We start from the raw sequence: 25,832 nt of genomic DNA, 5'->3' as shown, positions 1-25,832 counted from the left end.
AAAGAGTTTAATTCAGGGAGGTATTATCGTTTTGATAATTGCTTGCACTCCTTTGATATATTACGCATATGAAAGTTTCCCGGCCAATTCCCAGGTTTGGGAAACTTCCTTTTTTACACTAACCACAAAATACCCATCCTTTTACCAATTTGCTTGGTTTTTTACTGGAAAATTAATTCCTTTAATTATTTTAATGCTTTGGTTTTTTACCTGTAAACATTGGTGGCACTGGATTATTTTGGTTCCACTCTCAATGTATGTTTTTCAAATGTTTAGTATCATCAAACAAAATTACAACGTTGATGAAGTGGAGATAATCTATGTGGTTCCTATAATGATGGTATTGGTTCCATTTGTTTATTTAATCCGCGCCAAACTTTTCAGCCAAATGCGGCAGAATGATCTAAAATCTTTTGAAGAAGAACTTTTACAAAAGCAATCGTTATGGCAACAGTTAAAGGATCTCTTTCGATAATCACACTTTCTTAATTCTCAATATTATTCCGTAAATTGAAGCTGCCAAGTTTTTATTATGTCTAAACCAAAATCACCATTTACCAGAGCGCAACTGCTTCCGCAGGAAGAAACGCTCGAAATATCAAGACAACGCGGAGAACTTTATATAGGAATTCCAAAAGAAGCTTATTTTCAAGAAAAGCGTATATGCTTAACACCCGATGCCGTTAATGCTATCGTTAATAATGGCCATAGGGTACTTATAGAAAATGGCGCGGGCGATGAAGCCGGGTTTTCAGATAAAGATTATTCTGAAGCTGGTGCTGAATTGACTTCCGATACAAAAAAGGTATTCGGTTGCCCCATGGTTCTGAAAGTAGAACCCCCTACCCTGGAAGAATTGGAACTGATTAATCCTAAAACTGTTTTAATTTCTGCCCTACAATTAAAGACAAGGCAAAAATCATATTTTAACGCACTGGCGAAAAAGAAAATAACCGCCTTAGCTTTTGAATTTATCAAGGACGAAGACCACAGCTACCCTGCTGTAAAGGCTTTAAGTGAAATAGCAGGAACTGCATCTGTACTTATTGCTGCAGAACTTATGGTTAATGCGAAAAAGGGAAATGGTTTGCTCTTTGGAAACATCAGTGGCGTTCCTCCTATTGAGGTAGTTGTTATTGGCGCTGGTACCGTAGGTGAATTTGCCGTCCGATCTGCCCTCGGCTTGGGTGCAAACGTAAAAGTCTTTGATAGCTCAATTACAAAACTGCGAACTATTCAGACCAACGTGGGTAGAATTTTATACACTTCCACAGTACAACCAAAAAATTTGATGAAAGCACTATTGCGCTGCGACGTTGCAATTGGCGCGGTGCGCGGTCACAACCGTGCGCCGATAATTGTAACTGAGGAAATGGTTCGGAATATGAAGAAAGGTGCTGTTATTATTGACGTTTGCGTAGATATGGGCGGCTGCTTTGAAACTACAGAAATGACAAGTCACGACAACCCCACATTTATAAAACATGAAGTAATCCATTACGGAGTTCCAAATATTCCTGCACGCTATCCAAAAACAGCTTCTGTTTCAATAAGCAACATCTTCACTCCCTATATTTTAGAAATTGCAGAAAGCGGCGGACTTGAAAATGCCATCCGCTTTGATAATGGTTTGAAAAATGGTTTGTACTTTTACCGCGGAATTCTAACAAATAAGGCTGTCGCAGATTGGTTTGATATGCCGTACAGCGATCTTAACCTATTGATTTTTTAAAAATTATTCCACAATTATTTTAAATTGAAAATAATCAGCATCCAAAATCCTAAAAGGATTGCTAATAGATGTATAAATTCTAAATTGACAAATCCCTAATTCCCAAACATGAAATTAGCTTACAGACTGGTTTACTTTTCAGGTGGCTTTATAATTGGAATAGCCCTTTTGTTTTTTATCCTAAGTGGAAAAAAGACATCTTGCTCTTATGGTCCCGAATCGAGAACTCTTAAAAATATTAGTCTGAAGAAACGCGCTTTTTCAGATAAAACGCTGAATACGCTTCGAGACAATCAAATGGATACTTCGGCAGTTTCCATTCTTTTAAAGGATGGCGACGTGCTTTTTTCAGAAAGCAATACCGAATTGGATTCCTGTAGAATCTATGTAATTGAAGGCGAAATTTCAGAAAAAAATATCAAAATCACAATTGAAAACTGTGAAGAACTTGCTACCGTTCTGGAAGCAAGAGTCAATGAAAACTAGCAATATAGACCAACTTATAGTTTTCTTCTTTTCTTTTCTTTTTTCAAAAGTGTAAGCTCCCTACTTGTTTGTCCAGCAACCGAAGTGTTTTCTTCCGCACGACGTATTAAATAAGGCATCACATCTTTAACGGGACCAAATGGAATATACTTTGTAACATTGTATCCCTCTGCACCAAGGTTGAAAGTAATATGATCGCTCATCCCAAAAAGTTGCCCGAACCAGATGTGGTTATCGCTCTTGGAAATACCTTTTTCCTCCATCATTTCCATAGCCAGATAATTACTCAATTCATTATGTGTACCTACGAACAACTGTATATCTATTAAGTTGTCCATTATGTATTTCATAATTTCATTAAAATTGTCGTCTGTAGCTTTTTTACTTTCACAAATAGGAGTTTTGTAGCCTTTCTCTGCCGCACGTTCATTTTCCTTTTCCATGTAGGCGCCTCGAACAATTTTGAAACCAAGCTTATAGCCTTTTTCCTTGGCTCGTCTGTGCATTTTTTTCATATAATCCAATCGGTCCCATCTGTAACATTGCAATGTGTTAAAAACGATGGCTTTTTCCTTGTTATATTTTTCCATCATTTTTTCGCAAAGATCATCTGCTGCATCTTGCATCCAGGATTCTTCTCCGTCAATCAACAACCTAATATTACAATCGTGGGCCACTTTGGAAACCTGATCATATCGTGCCTCCAGCTTTTGCCACTCCAGCGTTTCCGCTTCGGTCAAATCCTGTTTTTCAGTGACTTTCTGTAAAAGTTTAAAACGCCCAAAGCCTGTTGGTTTAAATACCGAAAAAGGCATTGTCTTTTTATTTTTAGCAAACTGTGTAAGCTCTATAACCTTAGCTGCAGCTGAATCAAAATATTTCTCTTCTTCCTTCCCTTCAACAGAAAAATCCAAAACCGAACAAACCCCAACGTCCGAAAGTTTTTCAACGGTAGCCATGCAATCGGTTTCACTTACTCCCCCACAAAAATGGTCAAAAACCGTTGAACGAATAAGTCCCTCAACCGGAAGATTTATGTTGAGCGCAAATTTTGTTACTGCCGTACCTATCTTTACAAGCGGCTCTTTAGAAATCATTTTGAAAAGAAAATAGGCTCTTTCCAGTTCGGAATCACTCTTCAGCCTAAAAGCAGTTTTAGTATTATCGAATAGGGAATTTGAGATCATATAATTATAATAAAGTGTGCAAATATAGTTAGATTTGAATTCTGAATATGCGACTTAAATCAATAATTAATGGAAAATATCCTAGAGGAAAAAGGACTGGTTTACAACAATGGAATGGCTTGGGAGGTATTTTCAAAACACCTTGACCAACAGGGAAATACAAAAGTTTTTGTCATAATTGACGAAAACACTCAAAAACATTGTTTGCCCTACTTCCATAAAAATTATCCATCTGAAAATGGGTTTGAAACAATTACTATCTCCGCAGGTGAAAAGTTTAAAAACATTGAAACCTGTCTAAATGTTTGGAATACACTTTCAGAAAAAGGTGCTGATAGAAACAGTCTTATTATAAATTTGGGCGGCGGCGTAGTTACCGATCTTGGTGGTTTTGTAGCCTCAACCTTTAAACGCGGACTTCAATTTATTAATATTCCAACCTCACTTCTTGCTATGGTAGATGCATCTGTGGGAGGAAAAAACGGAGTTGACCTTGGGCATATAAAGAACCAAATCGGCGTAATAAATCTTCCGGAAATGGTTATTCTGGACACTAAATTTTTAGAGACTTTGCCTCAGGCACATATTATATCAGGTCTTGCCGAAATGCTAAAGCACGGCCTGATTCACGATAAAGCTTATTGGGAACGTATAAAAACTGCTGACTTTTCAAATAAAATTGAATTTGAAAAATTGATTTGGGATTCGGTTGAAATAAAGAAGAAGATAGTAACTAAAGATCCCTTGGAGAAAAACCTTCGTAAAACCCTGAATTATGGCCATACGCTCGGGCACGCGATTGAATCTTATTTTCTTGAAAACGACAACAAGCCAACCTTGCTTCACGGAGAAGCCGTGGCAATTGGAATTGTTTTGGCTACTCACATTTCAGAAGAAAGTTTAGGGTTTCCCAAGGAAACTCTTAAAGATGTTACCCAAACTATTCTGCACCATTTCCCCAAGCAAACGTTTACTCAAAATGATATTAAAGAAGTGATAAAACTGCTTGTTTTCGACAAAAAAAATCGGAATGGGAAAGTGCTGTTTGTACTTTTGGAGGACATTGGGCTTTACAAAAGTGACTGTGTGGTAAATAACACGCTTATTTACAGTGCTTTTGAATATTATAAAAATTTCTAAAAATTTTCTTGAAAATATTTTTATCTCCTCTATTTTTGAATAGTTTTATAACCACAAACCTTAAGATTGAATTGTAAATGAAGCGAATTATTGTAGACTACCGAAAGTTAACCCCAGAAATACTTTCTTTATTAGTGGAAAAGTATCCCGATGGATATGATGACGACCATGTTATAACTTTTAAAAATGCTAAGAATGAAACCGTTGAAGCTGTTGAGGTAAGAACGGATGACACTATTTATCTAGTAAAAGTGAGTTCTCGTTTAGAAATAACAATGGCCAATTTTGATGAAGATGACTACGATGATGCAGACTTCAATGAACCTATAAGCGAAATCCCAGAGAGAAAAAAAATGGACGAGGAGGAATGATAATTTCCTTCCATAAAAAAAGAGGCTAGAGAGCCTCTTTTTTACTTTTATAAACTTTTATTGCTATTAAGCGTGTTGAAGTTCGTGCTTACCTTCTTTAATCTCTTCAATTAATTTTGAATTGAAGGCTGGTAAATCATTTGGGTTTCTACTTGTAACGAAACCTTCATCTACAACTACTTCCTGGTCTACCCAATTTGCTCCGGCATTTATCAAATCATCTTTGATGGAGCTAAAAGAAGTCATTTTTCTTCCCTTAACTACTCCAGCAGAAATTAGTATTTGTGGCCCGTGGCATATTGAGGCAACAGGTTTTTTCTGCTCAAAGAAATGCTGTACAAATTTCAATGCACTCTCGTTTCTTCTTAATTTGTCAGGGTTTATTACGCCTCCTGGAACTACCAGTGCGTTATAGTCTGCCGGAGATGCGTTTTCAATAGTTTTGTCAACATTATACTCATTGCTCCAGTTTCCATCTGCCCAACTTTTAATTTTCCCACTCTTTTCACTTATAATCTCTACGGTGAAACCTTCTTTTTCCATCGCCTCTTTTGGTGATTTCAATTCAGATTCTTCAAATCCGTCTGTAGCTAAAATTGCAATTCTCTTATTCATAATTTTTTCTTTTTAGTTAAACAATTAATTCAAATTAAAGATAACGTAGAGATTGTGTCTTATCAATTATATGGTATTAATCTTTTACTAATCTTTGTTAAGAAATGCTAAGAAGAACTATTATTCTCTAAGGTTTGAGCTTTTTTTTTATCCTCTTCAACTTTTTGTTTGAATGCACGAAGTTTTTCCATTTCCAACTCGTAGGATAATGTAGCATTGCTGCTTGGCTCAATTTTAATATTTCGAAGTAGTGCCCAATTCACCGTAAATTCAGCTCCAAAGAACAGTATTAGACAGGTGTAATAAACCCACAGAAGGATAAGCACCAAACTTCCGGCAGCACCATAGACAGAAGCTGGGTCTGATGCGGAAAAATAAAAACCAATCAAATATTTACCGGCAAGAAAAAGTAGCGAAGTCATAAAAGCTCCAATAAGATTAGTTTTCCACTTTATCTTAACATCTGGCAACAAAGTAAAGATTGTAGCAAACAAAGCGGTGATTATTATTTGTGAAAAAAGGAAATTCAGGATTTGTACTACTTGAGATGAAAGATCGGTGTAATAATTTCCTATTAAATCGCTTAAGGCATTGATTGCGCTGGTGATTACTAAGGAAATTAACAACAACAGCCCAATCGCTAACACCATTCCAAATGAGATAGCCCTTCGCTTTAATGTATCTAATAAAGTATTTTTTTTTGCGCGCACGCTCCAAATATTATTTAAGGCTTTTTGAAGTTGAAAAAATACACCTGTTGCTCCAAAAATTAAAACTCCTACTCCAAATAACACAAAAAGAACCGAACTTTCTGATAATGCAGAGTTTATGATCATAGCTTGTATTAGCTCTGCACTTCCCTGCCCTATTAGACCACTAATTTCACCAGTTATCCTACCTTCTACAGCTTCCCTACCAAAAAATACACCCGCAAAATGAACGGTTATAATTAGCAGAGATGGTAATGAAAATAGGGCATAATAGGCGATTACAGCACTTTTTGCCCAAGGATCATTTTTATCCCAACTTAGATAGGTATCTTTTAAAAGTTTTAAAAATTTCATTTAAAGGTAACGTTCGTTAATAATGTTAACATGATGTAATTCGTGACCGCAGATTATAAAACCAATTGCAGCAACGGACATATCACTGCCATTAGCTGTTCCGGTGCGTTTAAGCTGGATATCTTCAAATGCTTTAAAGAGACAAATACTTGCATTCCGAACTGCGATATATTCCTGTAAAATATTTTCGGGAGTTTTGGTATTTGCCAATGCATTATCAGCAAAAAGGTTTTCATCGAAACCTATTAAATTAACGTCATCTGCTCTTGAAAAATATAAAGCTCGATATGCAAAAACTCTTTCGGTATCAATTATATGCTGTAATATATCTTTGGGCGTCCATTTATTTTCAGCGTAACGGTATTGCCATTTTGAAATGGGTAATTCTTTAAAAAACTCTACAACTTTTGCCATTCCTTCTTCCAAAACCGGGACTAGGGGAGCTTCCTTCACCAAATCAATATATCCTTTATAATAAATATTATATTCTGAAGAACTAAGCTCAGTGCTTGTCATAGTTTTATTTTAAAGATAAAAAAAACCTTTGCCGCAAAGCAAAGGTTTCCAATTAAATAAGTTTGAAAATTAAATTTCATTGAATATGGAATGCAGCAATCTCTTTTTGTCATTAATGCTTTCTTCCATAGAAATCATAGTTTCAGTGCGGCTTACTCCCTCAATATCATCAATCTGATAGATAATATCTTTTGCGTGGGCAGTATCACGTGCTCTAATTTTACAGAAAATATTGAACTTTCCGGTAGTTACGTGCGCAACTGTTACGAAAGGAATCTCACTGATACGTTCCAAAACGAATTGGGTCTGTGAGGTTTTGAATATAAAAACACCCACGTAAGCTATAAATGAATATCCAAGTTTTTTATAATCTACCTGGAGAGATGATCCTGTTATGATACCTGCTTCTTCCATCTTTTTAACTCTCACGTGGATTGTTCCGGCAGATATTTCTAATTTCTTCGCAATATCAGTAAAAGGTATTCTTGTATTGTCTATTAAAAGGTCAAGAATTTTGTGATCTGTTTCGTCTAATTTAAACTTTGGCATATTTCTTATTTTTTTTGCAAAACTAGCAAGTTTTACTGTAAAAATGAATTTATTTTTTGAAAATAAATCATTGATTTATCTTTTTTATCAATAATTTCTGAAATATTTGTGCCAACTGTTAAATTTTCTTGCGGATTTGTTAAAATTTCACTACCCTTCGCATTTTCCTCAACATAGCCATATTGATTTTCCAAGTTTCCAATTTTATCGATAAATGGCTCAAATACAATTATTTCATTTCTCAAAATTTCACGATATTGGATTGTGATTGAAACTACTTCTTGCCTATTTTCCAATTTTACATTTCTCAAAATAAAATCATTGTAATTTTTTTTATTCTCAGGAATTCCAAAATAATCTTTATAATTTAATGAGTCAATATCCCTATCGGTAATATTGAATAACGCAAGCAGCGCATAAAATATATATTCTCTTGTTTTTTCCCGGTTATAGTCCTGATCATAGTGACCAGCTTCAAACAAAATAGTTGGCACACCCATATTTTGAAACGTATCGCCAACACAGGCTTCGTTAAAGCTATCATCATATCTGCCTATCTGCCCAGGAATGTATTTTTGAAGCGTATGATTCATTTTTAATATAAACTGCATTGCAATTTTTCTCGCATCGGTTACGGTTCTGTTTTTATCAGCAGCAGGCGATAGAAATGAAACCGTAGCCGGTTTACCTCCTTTAAATCCATAAATGGAACGCTGATCGTGAAGATTCAAACAAAGTGAGGGTTGAAGCTTGTCAAAAGCTCCTCGAAGACATTGACTTTCCATTTGCGACAAGTCTTGGGCATCACGATTTAAATCTACGCCATTAGCGTTTTCACGCGTGTAAAGTTCTGCGCCATCTGGATTAAGTATCGGGAAAACGTAAAAAGTATAAGAATTTAAAAATCCTTCAATTTCTGACTGGAAAAATTGCTTCTGATTTATAAATTTCAGAAAATCAAAAATTGCTTTGGTGGTTGTGGATTCATTTCCGTGCATTTGGGACCAGCCCAAAACTATCTTATCACCATCCCCAATTTTAATCAACGGAATGTCCTGACCCATTTCCGAAAGTCCCTCCACCGAAATTTCATACGTCCGTTTATAGAGATCCAACAATGGATATATGCTCTGCATGGATATATATCTACCTCTTAAATGAGTCTCAAAATGATTACCGTACCAACGATCAATTTTCATATTTCTAATTATAGTTTACAAAGTTAAACAATGACTTGTTTACAGTTGTAACCGTTATAATCTTAGATTTGTGATTACAACAGTAAACAGGTTTCTCTCTGACTGACCGCTACAGTATATTAATTAGCGCCTTATTTTCAAAAACAATATTAGTTTATTTAAAACTATATAGTTAAGCATATTCATTTAAAGTAAAAATTTAAATAATAACTTATTCCGTAAGATTTATTTACGTAGTTATTTTAAAATATTATACATTTGTAACCATTATAAAAATAAAATTATGTTACAATGGTAAACGGTTCTGATTTCACTAAAAGACTTGAAAAAATTCTGGAATATTACAGTCTAACGGCGGCGGCCTTTGCCGAAGAAATTGATTTTAACCGCTCCACTATTTCACATTTATTGTCTGGGAGAAATAAACCAAGCTTGGAATTTATAATGAAGCTCTATCAAAAATTTCCGGAGGTAGATATGGATTGGCTACTTTTTGGAAAAGGAAACTTCCCTTCTACTTCGGATAATAATTTGGATAAAGCTCCCAAAGAAAAATCTGTAATACGAAAGGAGCCAACGATGGATTTATTTTCTAAAGAGAATATTTCAGAAATACCGAATGCCGTTCATGCCAATAAAAACCAAAAACAGATTGAAAAAATTATAATTTTTTATGTGGATGGAAGTTTTAATGTTTACCAAAACTGAGCCGTTTCAGTAATTTTTCGGAAATTCGCATAAAATAAAAATATGCGTATTCTTCTAGTTTTAATGGGTTATTTTCTTTGTACCGGTTGTTACGAAAAACAACGGGTATGCTCAGACTTTAGAACAGGAACCTTCGAATTTGAAGCGCTATCGGGCACAGAGGTTTTTAAGACAACCATAACTCGCAACGATTCCATAGAGATAGATTTCTTTCAAGGAAAGAGTGATACCTCTTCCATTAGGTGGATAAATGACTGTGAGTATGTCCTGAAAAAGATAAACCCAAAGAACCAAGCCGAAAAAAAAGCCATTCTTATCAAAATTCTAACAACCGACAAAGACGATTACACTTTCGAGTTTAGTGAAGTTGGTAAGACCCAAAAGAGTAAAGCGACCGCAAGGAAAATAAAATAATATTTTAATTCCTAAAAATTTTGCATCAATGTTTATGTCCTCATAGCTACATTTTCTCCCGTGAAGTAACTTTTCGGTAGGATTTTAGAAATTATTATAACTAAAATTCTTAATTTAAGAGAAGTATTGATTCAAAACCGCAAATAATGTTTCTTGTTCTATTGGTTTTGTGAGATACGCATTCATTCCTGCCTTTATGCCTCGTTCAATGGCTTCTTTAGTTACATCAGCCGAGAATCCCAAGATAACTGCCGTATTATCAATTTTTCGTAAATATTGAACTATTTCAAATCCATCTTTTCCGGGCATGTGTACGTCCATAAAAATAAGGTCGTAATGCTTAGAAGCACACTTCAGTAAAGCGTCGTCACCATCTTTTGAGAAATCTGGTTCTATATAACTTCGTGAAAGAATTTTTGCCAGGATTTTTTGATTCAGAAGATTGTCATCAACAATCAATACACTTAAATGACTTAAATCTCGGTACTGTCTTAATTCTTTATTTTCATTGCTACCCACTATTTTCGGAAACTCTAGTGATACCTTAAAGGTGGTTCTTTACCTTCTTTGCTTTCCACTTCAATCGTTCCATTCATTAATTCTACTAGTGTTTTTGTGATAGCAAGACCTAAACCGCTTCCTTGATGCTTTTTTGTAATTCCAAAATCCAATTGTTTAAATCTTTCAAAAATAACGTCAATTTTGGAGGGATCAATCCCTATTCCTGTATCGGCCACCGTAAAATTTATTTTTAGCTTTCCATTTTCCTCTTCTTCGTTATAAAAAATTGTAATTGTTCCGACTTCGGTAAATTTTGTAGCATTATTTATGAGATTCGTAAAAATCTGTTCGGTGCGTGAAACATCACCGATCACATTTTTCGGATTTTTAATATGCTCGAAATTTGTAATAATTTCAATCTCTTTCATTCTTACCGTTGGGGCGTATATTTCAACAATTTTTTGAAGCGTTATAAATGGACTGAAAACTTCTTTTGACAACTCTATTTTTCCCGACTCAATTTTGTCTATATGCAGAATATTATTGACTAAGTGCAGCAAAATCCTTGATGAATTTTGCATTAATTTTAGAAATTCCAGCTCACTTGCTGAAAGTTGTTTGCCTTCCAGAATTTCAGAAATACTAAGGATTGCACTCAGCGGTGTTCTAATTTCGTGACTCATATTAGAAAGAAATTGCGATTTCGCAATAGAAGCATCCTCAGCTCTAATTCTTTCTTTTTCAAGATCTTCGTTAAGCTCATTTAGCTTCTGGTTTATAAGCTTATAATTACGTGACTGTTTTTTGGCTAACATGAAAAAGTAGGCTAGCAGTCCAATAAGAAATGACAAAAATATACCCAGTGCCAGTATGAACTTTTGCAATGTAGTAGCTCTCAACTCGCTATTTGTGTAGTACATAAATTCAAATTTCCAAGTGACCGCTGATCTTTGCGAAATTGGTTTTAACTTCCTTTCAAAAACCTGATCTCCCTTGAAAGTATCAGGCTTTGGATTATTGGAACTGTAAAAAACATTTCCTAAATTGTCCGTAACCTGCACACTGAAAAGGTTTAGTTTGGAACTAATATTGTCAAACTCCTTTTTAAAATCCATACCGGCAGAAATTGTTCCCTGAAAACTATTGTCATAATATACTGGAACATCTACCAAAAATGCTTTTCCTTCCTGAGTAAGATTTACCCAGGAAGTGATGTTTGTTAGGGTATCTCTAGAGTTTGCAAGCCAACTTGGGTAACGATATCCTATTTTTTTTAGGTCCAAATAGAGCACTTCTCTATTCGCCTCAAAAGGAGTTACAAAGTTTATAATTCCCGTACTGTCTATATACTCAATAAACTTAATTGATTGATTTTGTTTGATAATCCTTTCCGTATCGGAATTCAAGTAGCTTTTGAAGTTGCCATTGCTCTCAACAATCCGGTCGCGCAAATCCTCCAAAGAGATAACGTTGCGCCTTATTATGCTCTTAAAATCCAGATAGGTTAATTTGCCCGCAATCTCCAATCGCTCTAATTTGGCTTGTTTTTGGTCATCGATAGTTCTGTAATAGCTCAGAACACATAGTGCAGACAAGAGCAAGAACAAAAACAATGAAAACAAGCCAAATTTATATTTGTGGAAAGATTCAATTATATGGTTAGATAGCATTCTTAAAGTTACTAAAATATTTTTGAAAATAACTTTATGAATTCTATTTTGAGGTGATGTCTTTGCTTTTGATAAGGGAATTCTGTTCTTCCATCAGTTTTTCAATGTTAGACAAAATCTGAATATTTTTAGGGGTTTCCACGGTTTTATCGTGCGGATCCTCAGATTTTTTCTTGAAACGGTTGATGAATTTAATAACTATGAAAATGGTTAGTGCAATGATAAAGAAATCAATGAAAGCCTCCAATAGCTCACCGTAGCCGAGAGCAATCTCCTCTGCAGTGTCTGAAGCTGTACGGAGTATGTATTTTTTATCTGAAAGCTTAACGCCGTCGGTAAGCATTGATAGCGGAGGCATCACCACCTTTTTTACAATTGTACTGATAACGTTATTGAAGGCGGTACCTATTACGATACCTACCGCCATATCAATCATGTTGCCTTTTATGGCGAAGTTCTTAAACTCTTGAAAAAATGAAGCCACTGTTATAGTTTTAGGAAAGCGCAAGTATAATAAAGATTTCAGATATAGGAAAGGAAAAATATTCAGCCAAACCTATATGCGGCCGGCAATTCTATCTTTTGCAAGTTGGAGTACTGTGTGAAATTGATCTTCAAGATTCATTTCAGAATTATCAATCTCAATTGCATCAGCTGCTTTTACTAATGGAGAGTCTTGCCGAGTAGTATCAATATGGTCGCGCTCCTGAATGTTTTTTAAAACTTCATCAAATTGAATGTTTTCACTGCGCTCTAAAAGTTCCTTATATCTTCTTTGGGCACGCTCTTGGGCAGATGCGTTCATAAATATTTTAAGCTCAGCATTTGGGAATACTACAGTTCCAATATCGCGACCGTCCATAACCACACCCTTCTCGAGACCCATCTGTTGTTGCTGGGCAACTAATTTTTTTCTCACTTCGTGAATGGTCGCAATCGGGCTAACAAATTCTGAAACTTCCAGATTTCGGATTTTATCTTCCACATCTTGTTCGTTTAAAAAAATATGCGCTTTGCTCCAGACGTATTCTTTTTTGAATTTCAAATCAATCGAACCAAGAGACTGTTTCAATTTTAAAGTATCAAAATGATTTTTTGAAATAATGTCGTGCTGCATAGCATAAAGAGTGACCGCACGGTACATCGCACCACTATCCACGTACACATAGCCCAAATGATCTGCCAGCTGCTTTGCAACCGTACTTTTCCCTGTAGAGGAATATCCATCAATGGCTATGGTAATTTTTTTCATTACTGAAGATCTATGTTTAGCCCAAAAAAGCTCGATGAGGCTGCGGTGCTGTATTTTGAATAAGAATAACTCAATCTTAGTTTGTTCAGCTTAATAGCAAAACCGGCGCTCAATCCTGCAAATGCACGTTTCTCGACTATTAGCAATTCTTGGCCTCTCCTGAAATTATACCCGAGCCGAATATTAAAACCGCTTTCTGGAAATAATTCAATTCCTACAATCATATGCTGAAAAGCGTTGTCGATAAAATTTATATTTTCTTTTTTGGTGTTTCCTTCCAAGTCGGTTTCTTCTCTTGCAGGGTTTGAAAACGCAACGTTCCATTGTTGCATATTTTCCAAAGTGAAATGCCAACGAATAGGTACATTCTGCAGTGTTTGTGAAATTCCAAAGATAAGTTCAAAAGGCAAAGGTTCGTAATCCTCAAAATAAGGCGTAAACTGAGTTCCAATATTTCTGGCAACCCCTGTAATATTAAGATCCCAATCTTCGTAAACGTACATAACCCCAATATCCAAAGCACCTCCAAATGAGGAATAATTCTCTAATGTTGAAGATATTAATTTTAAGTTCACGCCTACGTGAAAGTTTGTAAAAGCAATATTTCGTGCGTGTCCCAATGAAAGTGCTACTTCCCCTCCACTGAAACTGCTTGTGGGGTTTCCCGCTTCGTCATAGCCATCAAATTTTCCGTAGTTAACATAAGTAACACCTCCGTGTAAAACCTGCGTTCTTCTGTCCCAAAGGTAGGCATAGGTGGCAGTTCCATAATTTACATCGCCAATATAATTTGTGTAGTTGAGCGAAAGTTGATTATCCATCTCCGGATTGATACTTGCAGGATTGAATAAAGCTTGCGTAGGATCGTAGTCATAATTAGTAACCACTTTTCCTCCCAAAGCCGCCATTCGCGGGCTGTTTACAAGGTTTAAAAATTGATAGGTTGCCTTACCTCCTATCTGCGCTGTTATAAGCTGAGATACTAACAGGGAAACAACTAAGAAAACCTTTTGGGTCATAGACGCGAGTTACCGTAACTAAAAACTAAACGAATGCAAGTATAATTTATTTTTGTAGAGGAAAGAAACATCCATTATTAATTTTTAATAACATTTGGAAAATCGCAATGATGTTCCATCTAGCTATGCAATAGAAATCAAATATTTTAATCACATAAAACGATTAAGGATTAGCGTACAATTTTTTATGTATTTGTACACCAATCCTTATTCTTTAATATCCTAATCCTTAAAGTGTTTTGGCATTTTTCACTTTTTCTTTGGTAAGTGCCAAATCCAAAACATCACTCATGTCCTTTACATAGTGAAAGGTAAGTCCCTTTAAGTATTCAGGTTTTATTTCATCTATGTCGCGTTTGTTGTCCTCACAAAGAAGAATTTCTTTGATTCGCGCACGTTTTGCAGCAAGTATTTTCTCCTTAATTCCACCCACTGGCAGTACTTTTCCGCGTAGCGTAATCTCGCCGGTCATAGCCATGGATTTCTTCACTTTTCGTTGGGTGAAAAGCGACACCAGCGAAGTTAGCATCGTTATTCCCGCACTTGGTCCATCTTTTGGGGTTGCGCCTTCAGGCACATGAATGTGGACATTATAATTTTCAAAAATATCGGGATTGACACCTAATTTTTCAGCGTTACTTTTTATGTATTCCAAAGCAATAGTTGCAGATTCCTTCATTACCTTTCCAAGATTTCCGGTCATATTCAGCGTCCCCTTTCCCTTGGATAGTGTAGATTCTATAAAAAGTATATCACCGCCAACTCTAGTCCATGCAAGCCCTGTAACTACTCCTGCCACATCGTTGTTTTCATATTTATCGCGTTCCATTTTCGGAGCGCCCAATACTTCAACAACTATATCATTGGTTACTTTTACTTTGTATTCTTCTTCCATTGCAATTTTCATTGCTGCATAACGAACCATTTTGGCGATTTGCTTTTCCAAACCACGCACACCGCTTTCACGAGTATAACCTTCAACTATTTTCTCTAATTGTGGTTTTGCTATTTTTAAATAACTGCTGTCCAGTCCGTGTTCTTTTAGCTGCTTCGGAAGCAAGTGACGCTTTGCTATTTCAACCTTTTCCTCTATTGTATAGCCTGTAACACTTATAATCTCCATCCGGTCGAGCAATGCAGGCTGAATAGTGCTCAAACTATTGGAAGTAGCAATAAACATAACTTTAGAAAGGTCATAACCCAACTCCAAAAAGTTGTCGTAAAAGGAACTATTTTGCTCAGGATCCAAAACTTCCAGCATAGCCGAAGAAGGATCTCCTTGGTTACTTGCTGAAATTTTATCAATTTCATCCAACACAAAAACGGGATTGCTTGTTTCAGCTTTTTTAATGCTCTGAATAATTCGACCCGGCATTGCGCCTATATATGTTTTTCGGTGTCCGCGTATTTCGGCTTCATCGCGAAGTCCGCCCAAACTCATTCGTACATATTTTCTGCCCAAGGCCTCTGCAACAGATTTTCCCAAAGAAGTTTTACCAACTCCCGGAGGTCCGTAAAGACAGAGTATTGGCGATTTCATATCGTTACGAAGTTTCAAAACGGCCAAATATTCTATGATTCGTTTTTTAACATCATCAAGACCATAATGGTCGCGATCCAATATTTTTCGGGCGCGTTTTAAATCGAATTTATCTTTGCTGTATTTATTCCAGGGGAGTTCCAAAAGCAAGTCCAAATAATTGCGCTGAATACTAAATTCCGCAACCTGTGGGTTCATACGCTGCATTTTTGAAAGTTCTTTCAGAAAATGTTTTTCAACGTCTTTACTCCATTTTTTCTTCTTTGAACGCTCGCGCATTTCCTCTATTTCTTCTTCCATAGAAGAACCTCCCAACTCTTGTTGAATGGTTTTCATCTGTTGCTGAAGGAAATACTCGCGCTGTTGTTGGTTTATATCGCTTTGAACCTTAGACTGAATATCATTTCGAAGCGAAAGCTTCTGAATTTCCATATTCATATAGCGCAGTGTTTCCAGTGCCCGATCTTTCAGATTATTTATCTCTAAAAGCGTTTGCTTTTCTTCAACATCAATATTCAGATTAGAAGAAACGAAGTTTATCAGAAAACTTGAGCTTTCAATATTTTTGATTGCAAAAGCAGCTTCCGAAGGAATGTTCGGGCTTTCCTTTATAATCTTCAGCGCCATTTCTTTTATGGAATCTATAATCGCCCTAAATTCCTCACTTTCCTTTTCAGGACGCGCTTCGGCAACTTCCCTTATGGTAGCGGTCATATAAGGGTCGGTAGTAATAACTTCAGTAACCTCAAAGCGTTTTTTCCCCTGAATAATAACTGTAGTATTACCATCAGGCATTTTAAGGACACGCAGAATTTGCGCCACAGTACCAATAGTATTTATGTCTTCAATTCCGGGTTCCTCTTCGTTCTCATCTCTTTGGGAAACCACACCAATAACCTTATTTCCTTTATTGGTTTCATTGATAAGTTTTATTGATTTATCGCGACCCGCAGTAATAGGTATTACTACACCCGGAAACAACACTGTGTTTCGAAGGGGTAAAATTGGAAGTATTTCAGGAAGCTCTTCTTTGTGCATAGCATCCTCATCTTCAGCGGACATTAACGGAATAAATTCTGCATCCTCATTTAAATCCTGAAATGACAACTTGTCTAATGATGTAAGTTTTGAATTCGCCATATATTGTTTTAAGACATTGTGTCACAAATGTAGCGTACACAATGTGTTCTTATTTAAAAGTTTAGGTTTTATTAACTAAAAGAGCATTGACATTCACGCGTTTTACTGGCTCTTTTTCAATATAATTCAAGAGTTATGCCAGTTATACTTTCAGGCGCGCAAGCTTTCTTTAAAAGTGGAAATTTCACATCGATCCAAATTTAAGACGTTCAGAAAAAGCTAAATCTAATTAAGTTATGAGGTGAGATGTTTAAATAATAAAGCCGTCTTTAGAAGAACTAAAAACGGCCTTTATGTAAAAATTATTTCAACTACGGAAGCACTGCCAAGAATTCTCCGCCAGTTATTTGATAAACCGTTGGATCTTGACCTGTTGCATCTACGGCACTAAAATTAAATGTTCCTTCAATAATACCATTGGCAATATCATAATTGGTGATTGTGATAGTCCCGGGGTTTGAAACATACGTGATTGAAGTTCCAACTTCGGGAGTATAAGTTCCTACTATTTCATCTCCAATAACTACTTCAGTAGACATTTCAAAAGTGCCTTCGGTGAGCGTTGCGGGAAAGGTAAGTATCATCCTTTGATCGCCTACGGTTGTTGTAATAGTTATTGTTGGGTATTGATTGAAAACATCTGTTGTTATAACAAGATCTTCTGCATTATAAGCTGCGCCATCAACGTTTGCTCTAAATACATTATTTGCTCCAGGAACACCTTCAAAGTAAACCGTAAAACTACCTTCGGTAACTTCAACAACATCTGGAAGTTGGTTTAATGGATCAGTTCCCGTGAAAGCAAAAGTTGCTTTTAAAACACCTAATTCCAAGTCAAATTCAGTGATAGTAATTATTCCCGGATCAGAAGTCAAGTTTTCATCACCGCCGCCTGCATTGTACAAACCAATTAATTTTGTTCCGTCAGAAATCCTTACCATATCAAAAGTACCGACACCCAAGGAACGTGGCACGTCAATGCGCATAAACTCTCCTGTATTGGATCTTGCTTCAACTTTAATCATATGCACATCACCAACCATTGGTTCTGAAACGTATATGCTATCTGCAACAAAATCAACACCGTCTATTTTGGCGAAAAATTCGTTCTCAGGATTTCCTCCTCCAGTTCCACCGCCAGTGTCATCAATTATAAATGGAATTGCATTAAAAGCTCCATTAGTTATTGCGATATCTTCCATTATAGGATCGCCGTTTCCATCAAGAATTGGGTTTCCATCGCCATCAACTTTTATGCGCGATCCTACAAAACTAAAAGTTCCAGTAACCGTCTGTGCACTAACATCTAGGGAGGTTATATTCATTAACCCATACCCACCCAAAACGTCTGCAGAAATATATGGTAGAGGATTATTAGAACTATCGAAATACGTACCTGCGTTTAGATTAGCGCCACCTAGCGAAAGATTGAAAGAGCCAACCGCTGCTTGTGTAACTGCTAGAGAAATATTTTCGCCGCCAGGTTTAGAACCTGTTATTACTAATTCATTATCTGTAGTAAGAATAGCAGAAACGGAATTTGCAATAAACTCCTGACCTTCAATTTGGGCTCTGAATTGTCCTTCATCTGCGTTGTTTTGTTCTTCTTGAATGAATTCGCCTGTTAGGGGTTCGTTTTCACAGGAAAAGAATTGAAATGCTAGAAACGCTAAAAGCATTCCTTTCAAAAAATACATTTTCTTCATAAATAAGTAGTTTTGTAGGTAGTAAACGCAAACTTAAACAAAAATTGTTTAATGGTTTTTATTTCTTGGCACTCTTAATAATAAAAATACACCGGTTATAAAAAATATTATAAGAAACAAGATTGAGTTACGCATACTTCCTGTTATCTGATCAATAAACCCATAAATAAGCATTCCTATTACGATTCCTATTTTTTCAGCAACATCATAAAAGCTGAAATAGGAAGTGGTGTCTTTGGTTTCTGGCAAAAATTTTGAATAGGTTGAGCGCGAAAGTGATTGTATCCCTCCCATTACCAAACCTACAAACCCTGCAGTAATGTAAAATTGAATGGGAATTTCAATAAAAAACGCCACGATACAAATACCCACCCAAATAATATTTATTACGATTAGTACGGGGATATTTCCGAATTTCTCTGAAGCACGTGAGGTTAAAACAGCCCCAATTACCGCTACTAATTGAATGATCAAAATACTTACAATCAATCCCAAAAGTTTTGCATCATCACCGCCCCAATCAATTTCCTGTTCGCCAAAATAGGTGGCAACGAGCATTACGGTTTGCACAGCCATGCTGTAAACAAAAAACGCCGCCAAAAATCTCTTTAACTGAATATTCTCTGAAAGGGAACTGTAAACACTTTTTAATTCCCTGAAACCGTTCAAAAGTATTTTAGCGGTTACCTTTTTTTCGCTTTTGTTTCCCTTCGGAAGAAAATAAAAAGAATATTGACTAAAAAGAATCCACCAAATCCCGACGGTAACAAAGGACCAGCGCATTGCCTGCATGCTAGCTCCCTCCTCCTCACCAAAACCGAAATATTTGGGAAACATAACCATCCCTAAATTGAAAAGCAATAAAATCACGCTTCCTATATAACCCATAGAATATCCCCGGGCGCTAACTCTATCTTGCTGTTCTGGAAATGCAACATCGGGTAAATAGGAATTGTAAAAAACAAGACTTCCCCAAAAGCCTACCAATCCAAAAAAATAGAATAGCAAACTAATGTGAATATTTTCTAGGCTGAAAAAATAAAGCCCCATACATGACAGCGCTCCCAAATAGCAGAAGAATTTCATAAAATTCTTCTTATTTCCAACGTAATCGGCGATCCCCGAAAGTAAAGGCGAAATAAATGCAACCAATAAAAAGGCTGCCGCAGTGGTATAACTAATTAAAGGTGTGCTTCGTATTGCCCCTCCAAAAATTGAAATCGTTGTTATATCGGCAACTTTAAAAAGTGCCTGATAATAAATAGGAAAAATAGCTGATGCAATTACCAAGCTATAAACCGAGTTTGCCCAATCGTAAAAAGCCCAAGCATTTAGCAGTTTTTTACTTCCTTTAAGTAAGTTGGGCATAGTGATGATTTAGTTTTAAGGTTACTAAACTAATAAAAAATCCCACTCAAAGTGGGATTTTAAAATTTTCAATTAAATATTTATTTCGCTTATTTTACTTCTTAAAAGTAGTAACACCAAACTTTCTGGCTTCTGCTCTAGCTTCAGGTGCCCAGGTTCGAATATTTTGTATTCTGGTTGCACTGGAAGGGTGTGTGCTTAAAAATTCTGGTGGCTTATTGCCACTTTCCTGTGCTTGCATACGTTGCCATAATTCTGCTGAAACAATTGGATCATAACCAGCTATTGCCATTAATATAAGTCCAATATGGTCTGCCTCTATTTCATGGCTTCTACTAAATGGTAACATAACCCCAAGGTTTGAACCCAATCCATAAGCTGTATTAAAAATTTGTTGGTTTTGAGCGTCACCGCTCAATGCAATATTTCCCGCAACTGCTCCCAGTTGCTGTAATTGGCCCGCACTCATGCGTTGTTGTCCGTGATTGGCAAGTGCGTGGGCAACTTCATGACCCATAACTGCTGCTAAACCGGCTTCATCCTTCGTTATTGGCAAAATACCAGTATAAACCACAATTTTTCCGCCGGGCATACACCAAGCATTAACTTCTGGACTGTTCACCAGGTTGTATTCCCAACGATATTCCGTTAAATAGCCCGCGTATCCATTCGCAGTTAAATATCTTTCCGCTGCTGAAGCTATTTTTTGTCCAACATTCTTTACCATATTCGCTTCGGCCGTTCCCGTTACCACTTTGTTTTCAGACAAAAACTCATTGTATTGCTGAAAAGCCATCGGTAAGATCTGTGAATTTGGAACCAATGCTAAAGTTTGTTTCCCAGTAAACGGATTGGTACTACAGGCAACTACTAGCACTCCTAATAATAATATGGAAAGTGATTTCTTAAGTTTCATATACTATGGTTTAGTTTAAATGTTAAAATTAGAAATATAAAATTAGTATTCTCCCAAAATTTTTCTAAAATTGAATTTTCAAAAAAATTAACTATAAACTTTAATGTTTCTTTAATAGTGATATGCAATGGAAGCCTTTAAATTTATGCACTTTTAAAAGTTGGAACGACTTTTGAATACCTTAAAGTTGTAATCTTAAAATACTTATTATGAAAAATATATTTCTTTTTTTAGCACTTTCTTCAACCATATTATTCACTTCCTGCGAAGGCGATCCGGGACCTCCGGGACTGGATGGCACTTCTTTCTTAGGGCAGGTTTTTGAAGTTAGCCCTAATTTCAGTTACGATGATTATCCGGCTAACATCTATTTTAGCCCAGTATATTCATATCCATTTGATGTTTTTGAAAGTGATGTTGTATTGGCTTATCGTTTATCGGGGCAAGATACCACCGTAAATCCACCGGCCGATGTTTGGACCCAATTACCTCAAAATGTTTTCTATCAAGATGGAACTGGAGATACTTTCCAATATAATTTCAACCATACATTCGTTAGTGTTCAGTTTACAATTGAAGGCAATTTTGATTTAACCAACATTGCTCCTGAGGATGTGACCAACCAAATCTTTAGAATTGCAGTGGTTCCTGCCGAATTTGCAAGAACCAATCCTTCAATGAAAGATGTTTTGGAAATGATGCAGATAGAAAATTCACAAATTGAAAAAATAGAACTTTAATATGAAATGATTAAGCAAAGCGCATTTGAAACATTTCTAATAATTAAATAATTGAGAATGAAAATTTTAAGCACACTTATTATATTGAGTACTTTCCTGATCAGTTGTAACTCTCCTGCACAAAAAAGTAAGGAAACAAAACAACAAACTTTTGAGATTACTAAAACCGATGCTGAATGGAAAGCACAGCTTTCACCAGAAGCCTATAACGTTATGCGCCAGGAAGGAACAGAACGCGCCTTCTCCAGCCCGCTGAATGATAATCACAAACAAGGAACATACGTATGTGCTGCTTGCGGAACACCGCTTTATGAAAGCGAACATAAATTTGAAAGCGGAACGGGATGGCCAAGCTTTGATCGCGTAATTGAAGGAAACGTAGCGTTCTCAACCGATAATAAACTTGGCTATACAAGAACTGAAGAGCATTGTGCCACCTGTGGCGGGCACTTGGGCCACGAATTTGACGATGGACCAAAAGAAACCACTGGCAAAAGACATTGTATAAACGGCGTTGCACTAAATTTTATTCCCGATAATGGAGAGTCCAAATAAATATCCCGTAAAAAAATCTGAAGCTGAATGGCGCGAAGAGTTAGGCGACAAACGTTACCACATTCTTCGTGAAAAAGGTACAGAGTTTCCCAGAACTGGAGAGTACAATCTAACTTTTGAAGATGGCACATACGTTTGTGGTGCTTGCCACACACCCCTTTTCAAAAGCAACAACAAATTTGAGAGCAGTTGTGGATGGCCTTCTTTTGATGATTCAATTGAAGGTGCTGTTGAATATATTAAAGACACTACCCTCGAAATGATGCGTACAGAAATTCTTTGTTCCAACTGCGGAAGCCATTTAGGGCACATCTTTAATGACGGCCCAACAGAAACTGGACAGCGGTATTGTGTAAATTCGCTTTCGTTGGGATTTGAGAAAAACAACGAATAAAGAAATTTCAAATTTCAAGCACCAAGTTCCAAATAAATAACAAAACTTAAAAACCAAAAATCCAAAGGAGCGCCCCTTGGATTTTTGGTTTTTTTATTAATTTTTCCGTTTTGGAAGTTATTTGGAATTTGGAATTTGTGATTTCTAATTTCACATTTCTAATTTCACATTTCTAATTTGTTATTTGGAATTTTTCCTTTAGTATTTCGTAAATTCGTTGCTTCAATAAAAATATACATAAAATTAAGTAATGAGTAAATACGACGTAATAGTTTTAGGAAGCGGTCCCGGTGGTTATGTTACTGCCATAAGGGCTTCACAATTAGGTTTAAAGACCGCCATTATTGAAAAAGAAAGCCTTGGGGGCGTTTGCCTAAACTGGGGATGCATCCCTACAAAAGCGCTTTTGAAGAGTGCTCAGGTTTTTGATTATCTAAAACACGCAGATGATTACGGCCTTACAGTAAAGGAGTTTGATAAAGACTTCACAAAAGTAGTTGACCGTAGCCGCAACGTAGCCGACGGTATGAGCAAAGGCGTTCAGTTTTTAATGAAGAAAAACAAAATTGACGTCATCAATGGCTTCGGAAAAATTAAACCTGGAAAAAAAATAGATGTTGACGGAAAGGAATACTCCGCAGACCATATAGTTATTGCAACCGGAGCACGTTCCCGCGAATTGCCAAACCTGAAACAGGACGGCAAGAAAGTGATAGGCTACCGCGAAGCAATGACCCTAAAAAAACAACCCAAGAGTATGATAGTTGTGGGCAGTGGCGCTATTGGCGTTGAGTTCGCACATTTCTATAACTCTATGGGAACAGAAGTTACTATAGTTGAATTTTTACCAAACCTTGTTCCTCTGGAAGATGAAGACGTTTCAAAACAATTTGAGCGATCCTTCAAAAAAGCAGGTATTAAAGTAATGACGAATTCTTCCGTAGAAAAATTGGATACTTCCGGAAAATTGGTAAAAGCAACCGTAAAAACAGCAAAAGGTGAAGAAACCATTGAAGCTGAAATAGTACTTTCAGCTGTTGGAATTGCTACCAACATTGAAAACATTGGATTGGAAGAAGTGGGTATTGTAACCGATAAAGGAAAAATAATGGTGAATGATTGGTACCAAACAAACATTCCTGGCTATTATGCTATTGGAGATATAACCCCTGGTCCTGCCCTAGCCCACGTTGCTTCTGCCGAAGGTATTACTTGCGTTGAAAAAATTGCAGGTCTGCACGTAGAACCTATTGACTATGGAAATATTCCAGGCTGTACCTACGCTTCGCCAGAAATTGCAAGCGTTGGTATGACTGAAAAGCAAGCAAAAGAAGCTGGCTACGAAATTAAAGTTGGAAAATTCCCTTTCTCTGCTAGCGGAAAAGCAAGTGCTTCCGGTGAAAAGGATGGTTTTGTAAAAGTAATTTTTGATGCCAAATACGGCGAATGGCTAGGCTGCCACATGATTGGCGCTGGCGTAACCGATATGATTGCAGAGGCAGTTTTAGGAAGAAAACTAGAAACCACAGGCCACGAAGTGCTAAAAACAATCCACCCACACCCTACAATGAGCGAAGCAGTAATGGAAGCCGTTGCTGATGCTTATGGGGAAGTTATTCACTTATAGATGTTAGGCATTAGGCATTAGGCATTAGGCATTAGGCATTAGGCATTAGGCATTAGGCATTAGGCAAAATAATAAAACCGCAATATTCTTGCGGTTTTTTTTATGTCTTTTTTCTTTGCTCTTGGTTCTTGGGTCTTTATTCTTGACTCTTTTTGAGAAAACTCTGCAACGCCAACTCATAACTCTGCAATCCAAAACCAACGATCACCCCTTTTGCATTTGGCGAAATGTAGCTTTTATGCCTAAAATCTTCTCTTGAAAAAGTGTTGGAAATATGAACTTCCACCACAGGCGTGGTTATTGCTTTCACAGCATCTGCAATACCTACGGAAGTATGTGTGTATGCAGCGGCATTCAAAATGATGCCATCAAATTTGTAGCCCACTTCTTGAATTTTATCGATCAATTCGCCTTCAATGTTGGATTGAAAATAGGAAACTTCCTGGTTGGCATATTTCTTTTGCAACCTTTCAAAAAAATCATTAAAAGTTTCGTCTCCGTAGATATTGTTCTCCCTTCTGCCAAGCAGATTTAGGTTTGGGCCGTTGATTATTATTATTTTCATATTTCAAATATATGTGAAATTAAAAATAGAAAATTTTTTTTAGAACAAATATCCCACAGATATTTGGAATACATTGTTCTTAATTTTTGAATCTTTAACACTATCATCATTTATATCTAAGATTCCAAAATTGTATCGAAGCCCAAAAAATAAATCCGATTTCAATTTATAAGAAGCACCTAAACCAAGGCCTACATCAATAGATTTATAATTTTCGGTAACATCAACAGTTTCTCTTCCACCTTCACTAGTTAATGTGGCATTATATTTTGCAGATATCAAATAACCTAAAACAGGCCCAGCCTCAGCACTCAACCCATTTATGATATAGTACTTTCCCAAAATAGGCAACTGTAAATAGTTTAGCGTAAATTTTCTTTCGCCATAATTAATATTCGCTCCTTGAAAGGAACAAAGAAGCTCTGGTTGTATTGAAAATTTGTCATTTAGAGGAACTTCAAGAAGACCTCCTAAGTGAAAACCTACCCGTCCATTATAATCTGAATAGGGATCATTAGTATTGCTACTAAATTTTGAAATATTCATACCAGCCTTTAAACCATATTTTAAACTTTGAGAATTGGCCGTGCTATAAATTAGAGCTATTAAAATAAATGTAAAAAATTTGTTCTTCATAATTCGTTAATTAAATTGGCAGTGTTGCGGAATAAATATAATTAAAAAAAGCAGGAACATATTTCCTGCTTTTATAAAATATAGTGTTGATCAATTTAAAACGAATATCCCGCTGATACTTGAAAAACATTGTTTTGGTTTTTCCCATTATAACCATCGATGTCGTTAACATCCAACAATCCCTTATTATAACGAAGGCTAAAGAAAACCCCCATATTTAAG

28 protein-coding genes are annotated in these 25,832 nt (G+C 36.3%); 11 read left to right on the top strand and 17 right to left on the bottom strand.

Features of this window, described 5'->3' with window-relative positions; all coding sequences use genetic code 11:
• Positions 1–193: 193 nt before the first annotated feature.
• The 3 genes from ESV24_RS12040 (at position 194) to ESV24_RS12030 (ending at position 2,218) form a co-directional block, all read left to right on the top strand.
• A complete protein-coding gene (locus ESV24_RS12040; protein WP_170227893.1) occupies positions 194–475 on the top strand; it encodes a hypothetical protein in 282 nt (93 codons plus the stop codon).
• Positions 476–532: 57 nt separating this feature from the next.
• Complete coding sequence (locus tag ESV24_RS12035; protein ID WP_111816037.1) at positions 533–1,732, top strand: alanine dehydrogenase; 1,200 nt, start codon at positions 533–535, stop codon at positions 1,730–1,732.
• Positions 1,733–1,840: 108 nt separating this feature from the next.
• Complete coding sequence (locus ESV24_RS12030) at positions 1,841–2,218, top strand: hypothetical protein (RefSeq protein ID WP_111816038.1); 378 nt, start codon at positions 1,841–1,843, stop codon at positions 2,216–2,218.
• Positions 2,219–2,232: 14 nt separating this feature from the next.
• On the opposite strand, the gene ESV24_RS12025 is transcribed toward ESV24_RS12030, so the two are convergent.
• Positions 2,233–3,405: a proline dehydrogenase family protein gene (locus ESV24_RS12025; protein ID WP_111816039.1), complete on the bottom strand. Its 1,173-nt coding sequence runs from the start codon at positions 3,403–3,405 to the stop codon at positions 2,233–2,235.
• 69 nt (positions 3,406–3,474) lie between these two features.
• Here ESV24_RS12025 and aroB point away from each other — a divergent pair, with 69 nt between their 5' ends.
• Together aroB and ESV24_RS12015 are read left to right on the top strand one after the other, a co-directional pair.
• Positions 3,475–4,545, top strand: a complete 1,071-nt coding sequence (aroB, locus tag ESV24_RS12020) for a 3-dehydroquinate synthase (protein ID WP_111816040.1) — start codon at positions 3,475–3,477, stop codon at positions 4,543–4,545.
• Positions 4,546–4,622: 77 nt separating this feature from the next.
• Positions 4,623–4,916 (top strand): hypothetical protein, encoded by a 294-nt coding sequence (locus ESV24_RS12015; RefSeq protein ID WP_111816041.1) that lies wholly within the window; start codon positions 4,623–4,625, stop codon positions 4,914–4,916.
• A gap of 66 nt (positions 4,917–4,982) precedes the next feature.
• Here the strand turns inward: ESV24_RS12015 and ESV24_RS12010 are convergent, their stop codons facing one another.
• The 5 genes from ESV24_RS12010 to ESV24_RS11990 form a co-directional block, all read right to left on the bottom strand.
• Positions 4,983–5,531, bottom strand: coding sequence for a type 1 glutamine amidotransferase domain-containing protein (locus tag ESV24_RS12010; protein WP_111816042.1), 549 nt, complete (start codon positions 5,529–5,531; stop codon positions 4,983–4,985).
• Between the two features lie 107 nt (positions 5,532–5,638).
• The gene (locus ESV24_RS12005; RefSeq protein WP_111816043.1) at positions 5,639–6,595 is read right to left on the bottom strand and encodes a YihY/virulence factor BrkB family protein; all 957 of its coding nucleotides are present in this window, start codon (positions 6,593–6,595) and stop codon (positions 5,639–5,641) included.
• Positions 6,596–7,111 carry a DinB family protein gene (locus tag ESV24_RS12000; protein ID WP_111816044.1) on the bottom strand — a complete coding sequence of 172 codons (516 nt, stop codon included), beginning with the start codon at positions 7,109–7,111 and terminating at the stop codon, positions 6,596–6,598.
• Between the two features lie 69 nt (positions 7,112–7,180).
• Positions 7,181–7,660 carry an Lrp/AsnC family transcriptional regulator gene (locus tag ESV24_RS11995; protein WP_111816045.1) on the bottom strand — a complete coding sequence of 160 codons (480 nt, stop codon included), beginning with the start codon at positions 7,658–7,660 and terminating at the stop codon, positions 7,181–7,183.
• Positions 7,661–7,692: 32 nt separating this feature from the next.
• Positions 7,693–8,859 (bottom strand): M14 family zinc carboxypeptidase, encoded by a 1,167-nt coding sequence (locus ESV24_RS11990; protein ID WP_111816046.1) that lies wholly within the window; start codon positions 8,857–8,859, stop codon positions 7,693–7,695.
• Positions 8,860–9,150: 291 nt separating this feature from the next.
• On the opposite strand from ESV24_RS11990, the gene ESV24_RS11985 reads away from it, so the two are divergent.
• Both ESV24_RS11985 and ESV24_RS11980 read left to right on the top strand, forming a co-directional pair.
• On the top strand, positions 9,151–9,567 hold the full coding sequence (locus tag ESV24_RS11985; RefSeq protein WP_111816047.1) for a helix-turn-helix transcriptional regulator: 417 nt from the start codon (positions 9,151–9,153) through the stop codon (positions 9,565–9,567).
• 42 nt (positions 9,568–9,609) lie between these two features.
• Positions 9,610–9,981 carry a DNA topoisomerase IV gene (locus tag ESV24_RS11980; protein WP_111816048.1) on the top strand — a complete coding sequence of 124 codons (372 nt, stop codon included), beginning with the start codon at positions 9,610–9,612 and terminating at the stop codon, positions 9,979–9,981.
• Between the two features lie 114 nt (positions 9,982–10,095).
• Here ESV24_RS11980 and ESV24_RS11975 read toward each other — a convergent pair whose 3' ends face one another.
• The 9 genes from ESV24_RS11975 to ESV24_RS11935 all read right to left on the bottom strand — a co-directional run bounded on the left by ESV24_RS11975 (position 10,096) and on the right by ESV24_RS11935 (position 21,093).
• Complete coding sequence (locus tag ESV24_RS11975; protein WP_160110606.1) at positions 10,096–10,500, bottom strand: response regulator; 405 nt, start codon at positions 10,498–10,500, stop codon at positions 10,096–10,098.
• 14 nt (positions 10,501–10,514) lie between these two features.
• Positions 10,515–12,152: a sensor histidine kinase gene (locus ESV24_RS11970; protein ID WP_111816050.1), complete on the bottom strand. Its 1,638-nt coding sequence runs from the start codon at positions 12,150–12,152 to the stop codon at positions 10,515–10,517.
• Between the two features lie 43 nt (positions 12,153–12,195).
• Entirely contained in the window at positions 12,196–12,636 is a 441-nt protein-coding gene (mscL, locus tag ESV24_RS11965) for a large conductance mechanosensitive channel protein MscL (protein WP_111816112.1), read from the bottom strand.
• Between the two features lie 72 nt (positions 12,637–12,708).
• Complete coding sequence (gene cmk / locus ESV24_RS11960; protein ID WP_111816051.1) at positions 12,709–13,404, bottom strand: (d)CMP kinase; 696 nt, start codon at positions 13,402–13,404, stop codon at positions 12,709–12,711.
• Positions 13,404–14,423: a type IX secretion system protein PorQ gene (porQ, locus tag ESV24_RS11955; protein WP_111816052.1), complete on the bottom strand. Its 1,020-nt coding sequence runs from the start codon at positions 14,421–14,423 to the stop codon at positions 13,404–13,406. The genes cmk and porQ overlap by 1 nt, the downstream gene beginning before the upstream one ends.
• Before the next feature lie 229 nt (positions 14,424–14,652).
• Complete coding sequence (gene lon, locus ESV24_RS11950) at positions 14,653–17,103, bottom strand: endopeptidase La (protein ID WP_111816053.1); 2,451 nt, start codon at positions 17,101–17,103, stop codon at positions 14,653–14,655.
• A 311-nt stretch (positions 17,104–17,414) separates the two neighbouring features.
• Positions 17,415–18,809 (bottom strand): DUF6252 domain-containing protein, encoded by a 1,395-nt coding sequence (locus tag ESV24_RS11945; protein WP_111816054.1) that lies wholly within the window; start codon positions 18,807–18,809, stop codon positions 17,415–17,417.
• A 48-nt stretch (positions 18,810–18,857) separates the two neighbouring features.
• The gene (locus tag ESV24_RS11940) at positions 18,858–20,177 is read right to left on the bottom strand and encodes an MFS transporter (RefSeq protein ID WP_111816055.1); all 1,320 of its coding nucleotides are present in this window, start codon (positions 20,175–20,177) and stop codon (positions 18,858–18,860) included.
• A 94-nt stretch (positions 20,178–20,271) separates the two neighbouring features.
• Entirely contained in the window at positions 20,272–21,093 is an 822-nt protein-coding gene (locus tag ESV24_RS11935; protein WP_111816056.1) for a M48 family metallopeptidase, read from the bottom strand.
• A gap of 209 nt (positions 21,094–21,302) precedes the next feature.
• Between ESV24_RS11935 and ESV24_RS11930 the strand changes: the two genes are divergently transcribed.
• From ESV24_RS11930 to lpdA, 4 genes are all read left to right on the top strand, one after another.
• A complete protein-coding gene (locus ESV24_RS11930) occupies positions 21,303–21,833 on the top strand; it encodes a hypothetical protein (RefSeq protein WP_111816057.1) in 531 nt (176 codons plus the stop codon).
• A 57-nt stretch (positions 21,834–21,890) separates the two neighbouring features.
• Positions 21,891–22,388, top strand: a complete 498-nt coding sequence (gene msrB / locus ESV24_RS11925) for a peptide-methionine (R)-S-oxide reductase MsrB (protein ID WP_111816058.1) — start codon at positions 21,891–21,893, stop codon at positions 22,386–22,388.
• Positions 22,372–22,782, top strand: coding sequence for a peptide-methionine (R)-S-oxide reductase MsrB (gene msrB / locus ESV24_RS11920; RefSeq protein ID WP_111816059.1), 411 nt, complete (start codon positions 22,372–22,374; stop codon positions 22,780–22,782). Before msrB (ESV24_RS11925) ends, msrB (ESV24_RS11920) begins: the two co-directional genes overlap by 17 nt.
• 250 nt (positions 22,783–23,032) lie before the next feature.
• On the top strand, positions 23,033–24,409 hold the full coding sequence (lpdA, locus tag ESV24_RS11915; protein WP_111816060.1) for a dihydrolipoyl dehydrogenase: 1,377 nt from the start codon (positions 23,033–23,035) through the stop codon (positions 24,407–24,409).
• A gap of 136 nt (positions 24,410–24,545) precedes the next feature.
• Here lpdA and aroQ read toward each other — a convergent pair whose 3' ends face one another.
• Positions 24,546–24,974, bottom strand: a complete 429-nt coding sequence (gene aroQ / locus ESV24_RS11910; protein ID WP_111816061.1) for a type II 3-dehydroquinate dehydratase — start codon at positions 24,972–24,974, stop codon at positions 24,546–24,548.
• 39 nt (positions 24,975–25,013) lie between these two features.
• Positions 25,014–25,610: a porin family protein gene (locus tag ESV24_RS11905; protein ID WP_111816062.1), complete on the bottom strand. Its 597-nt coding sequence runs from the start codon at positions 25,608–25,610 to the stop codon at positions 25,014–25,016.
• Positions 25,611–25,832: the final 222 nt, after the last annotated feature.

It is taken from the genome of Aequorivita lipolytica (genome assembly GCF_007997135.1).
Lineage (GTDB): Bacteria > Bacteroidota > Bacteroidia > Flavobacteriales > Flavobacteriaceae > Aequorivita > Aequorivita lipolytica.
The sequence above is the reverse complement of the archived record's forward strand: the minus strand, read 5'-3'. Positions and strand labels throughout refer to the sequence as shown.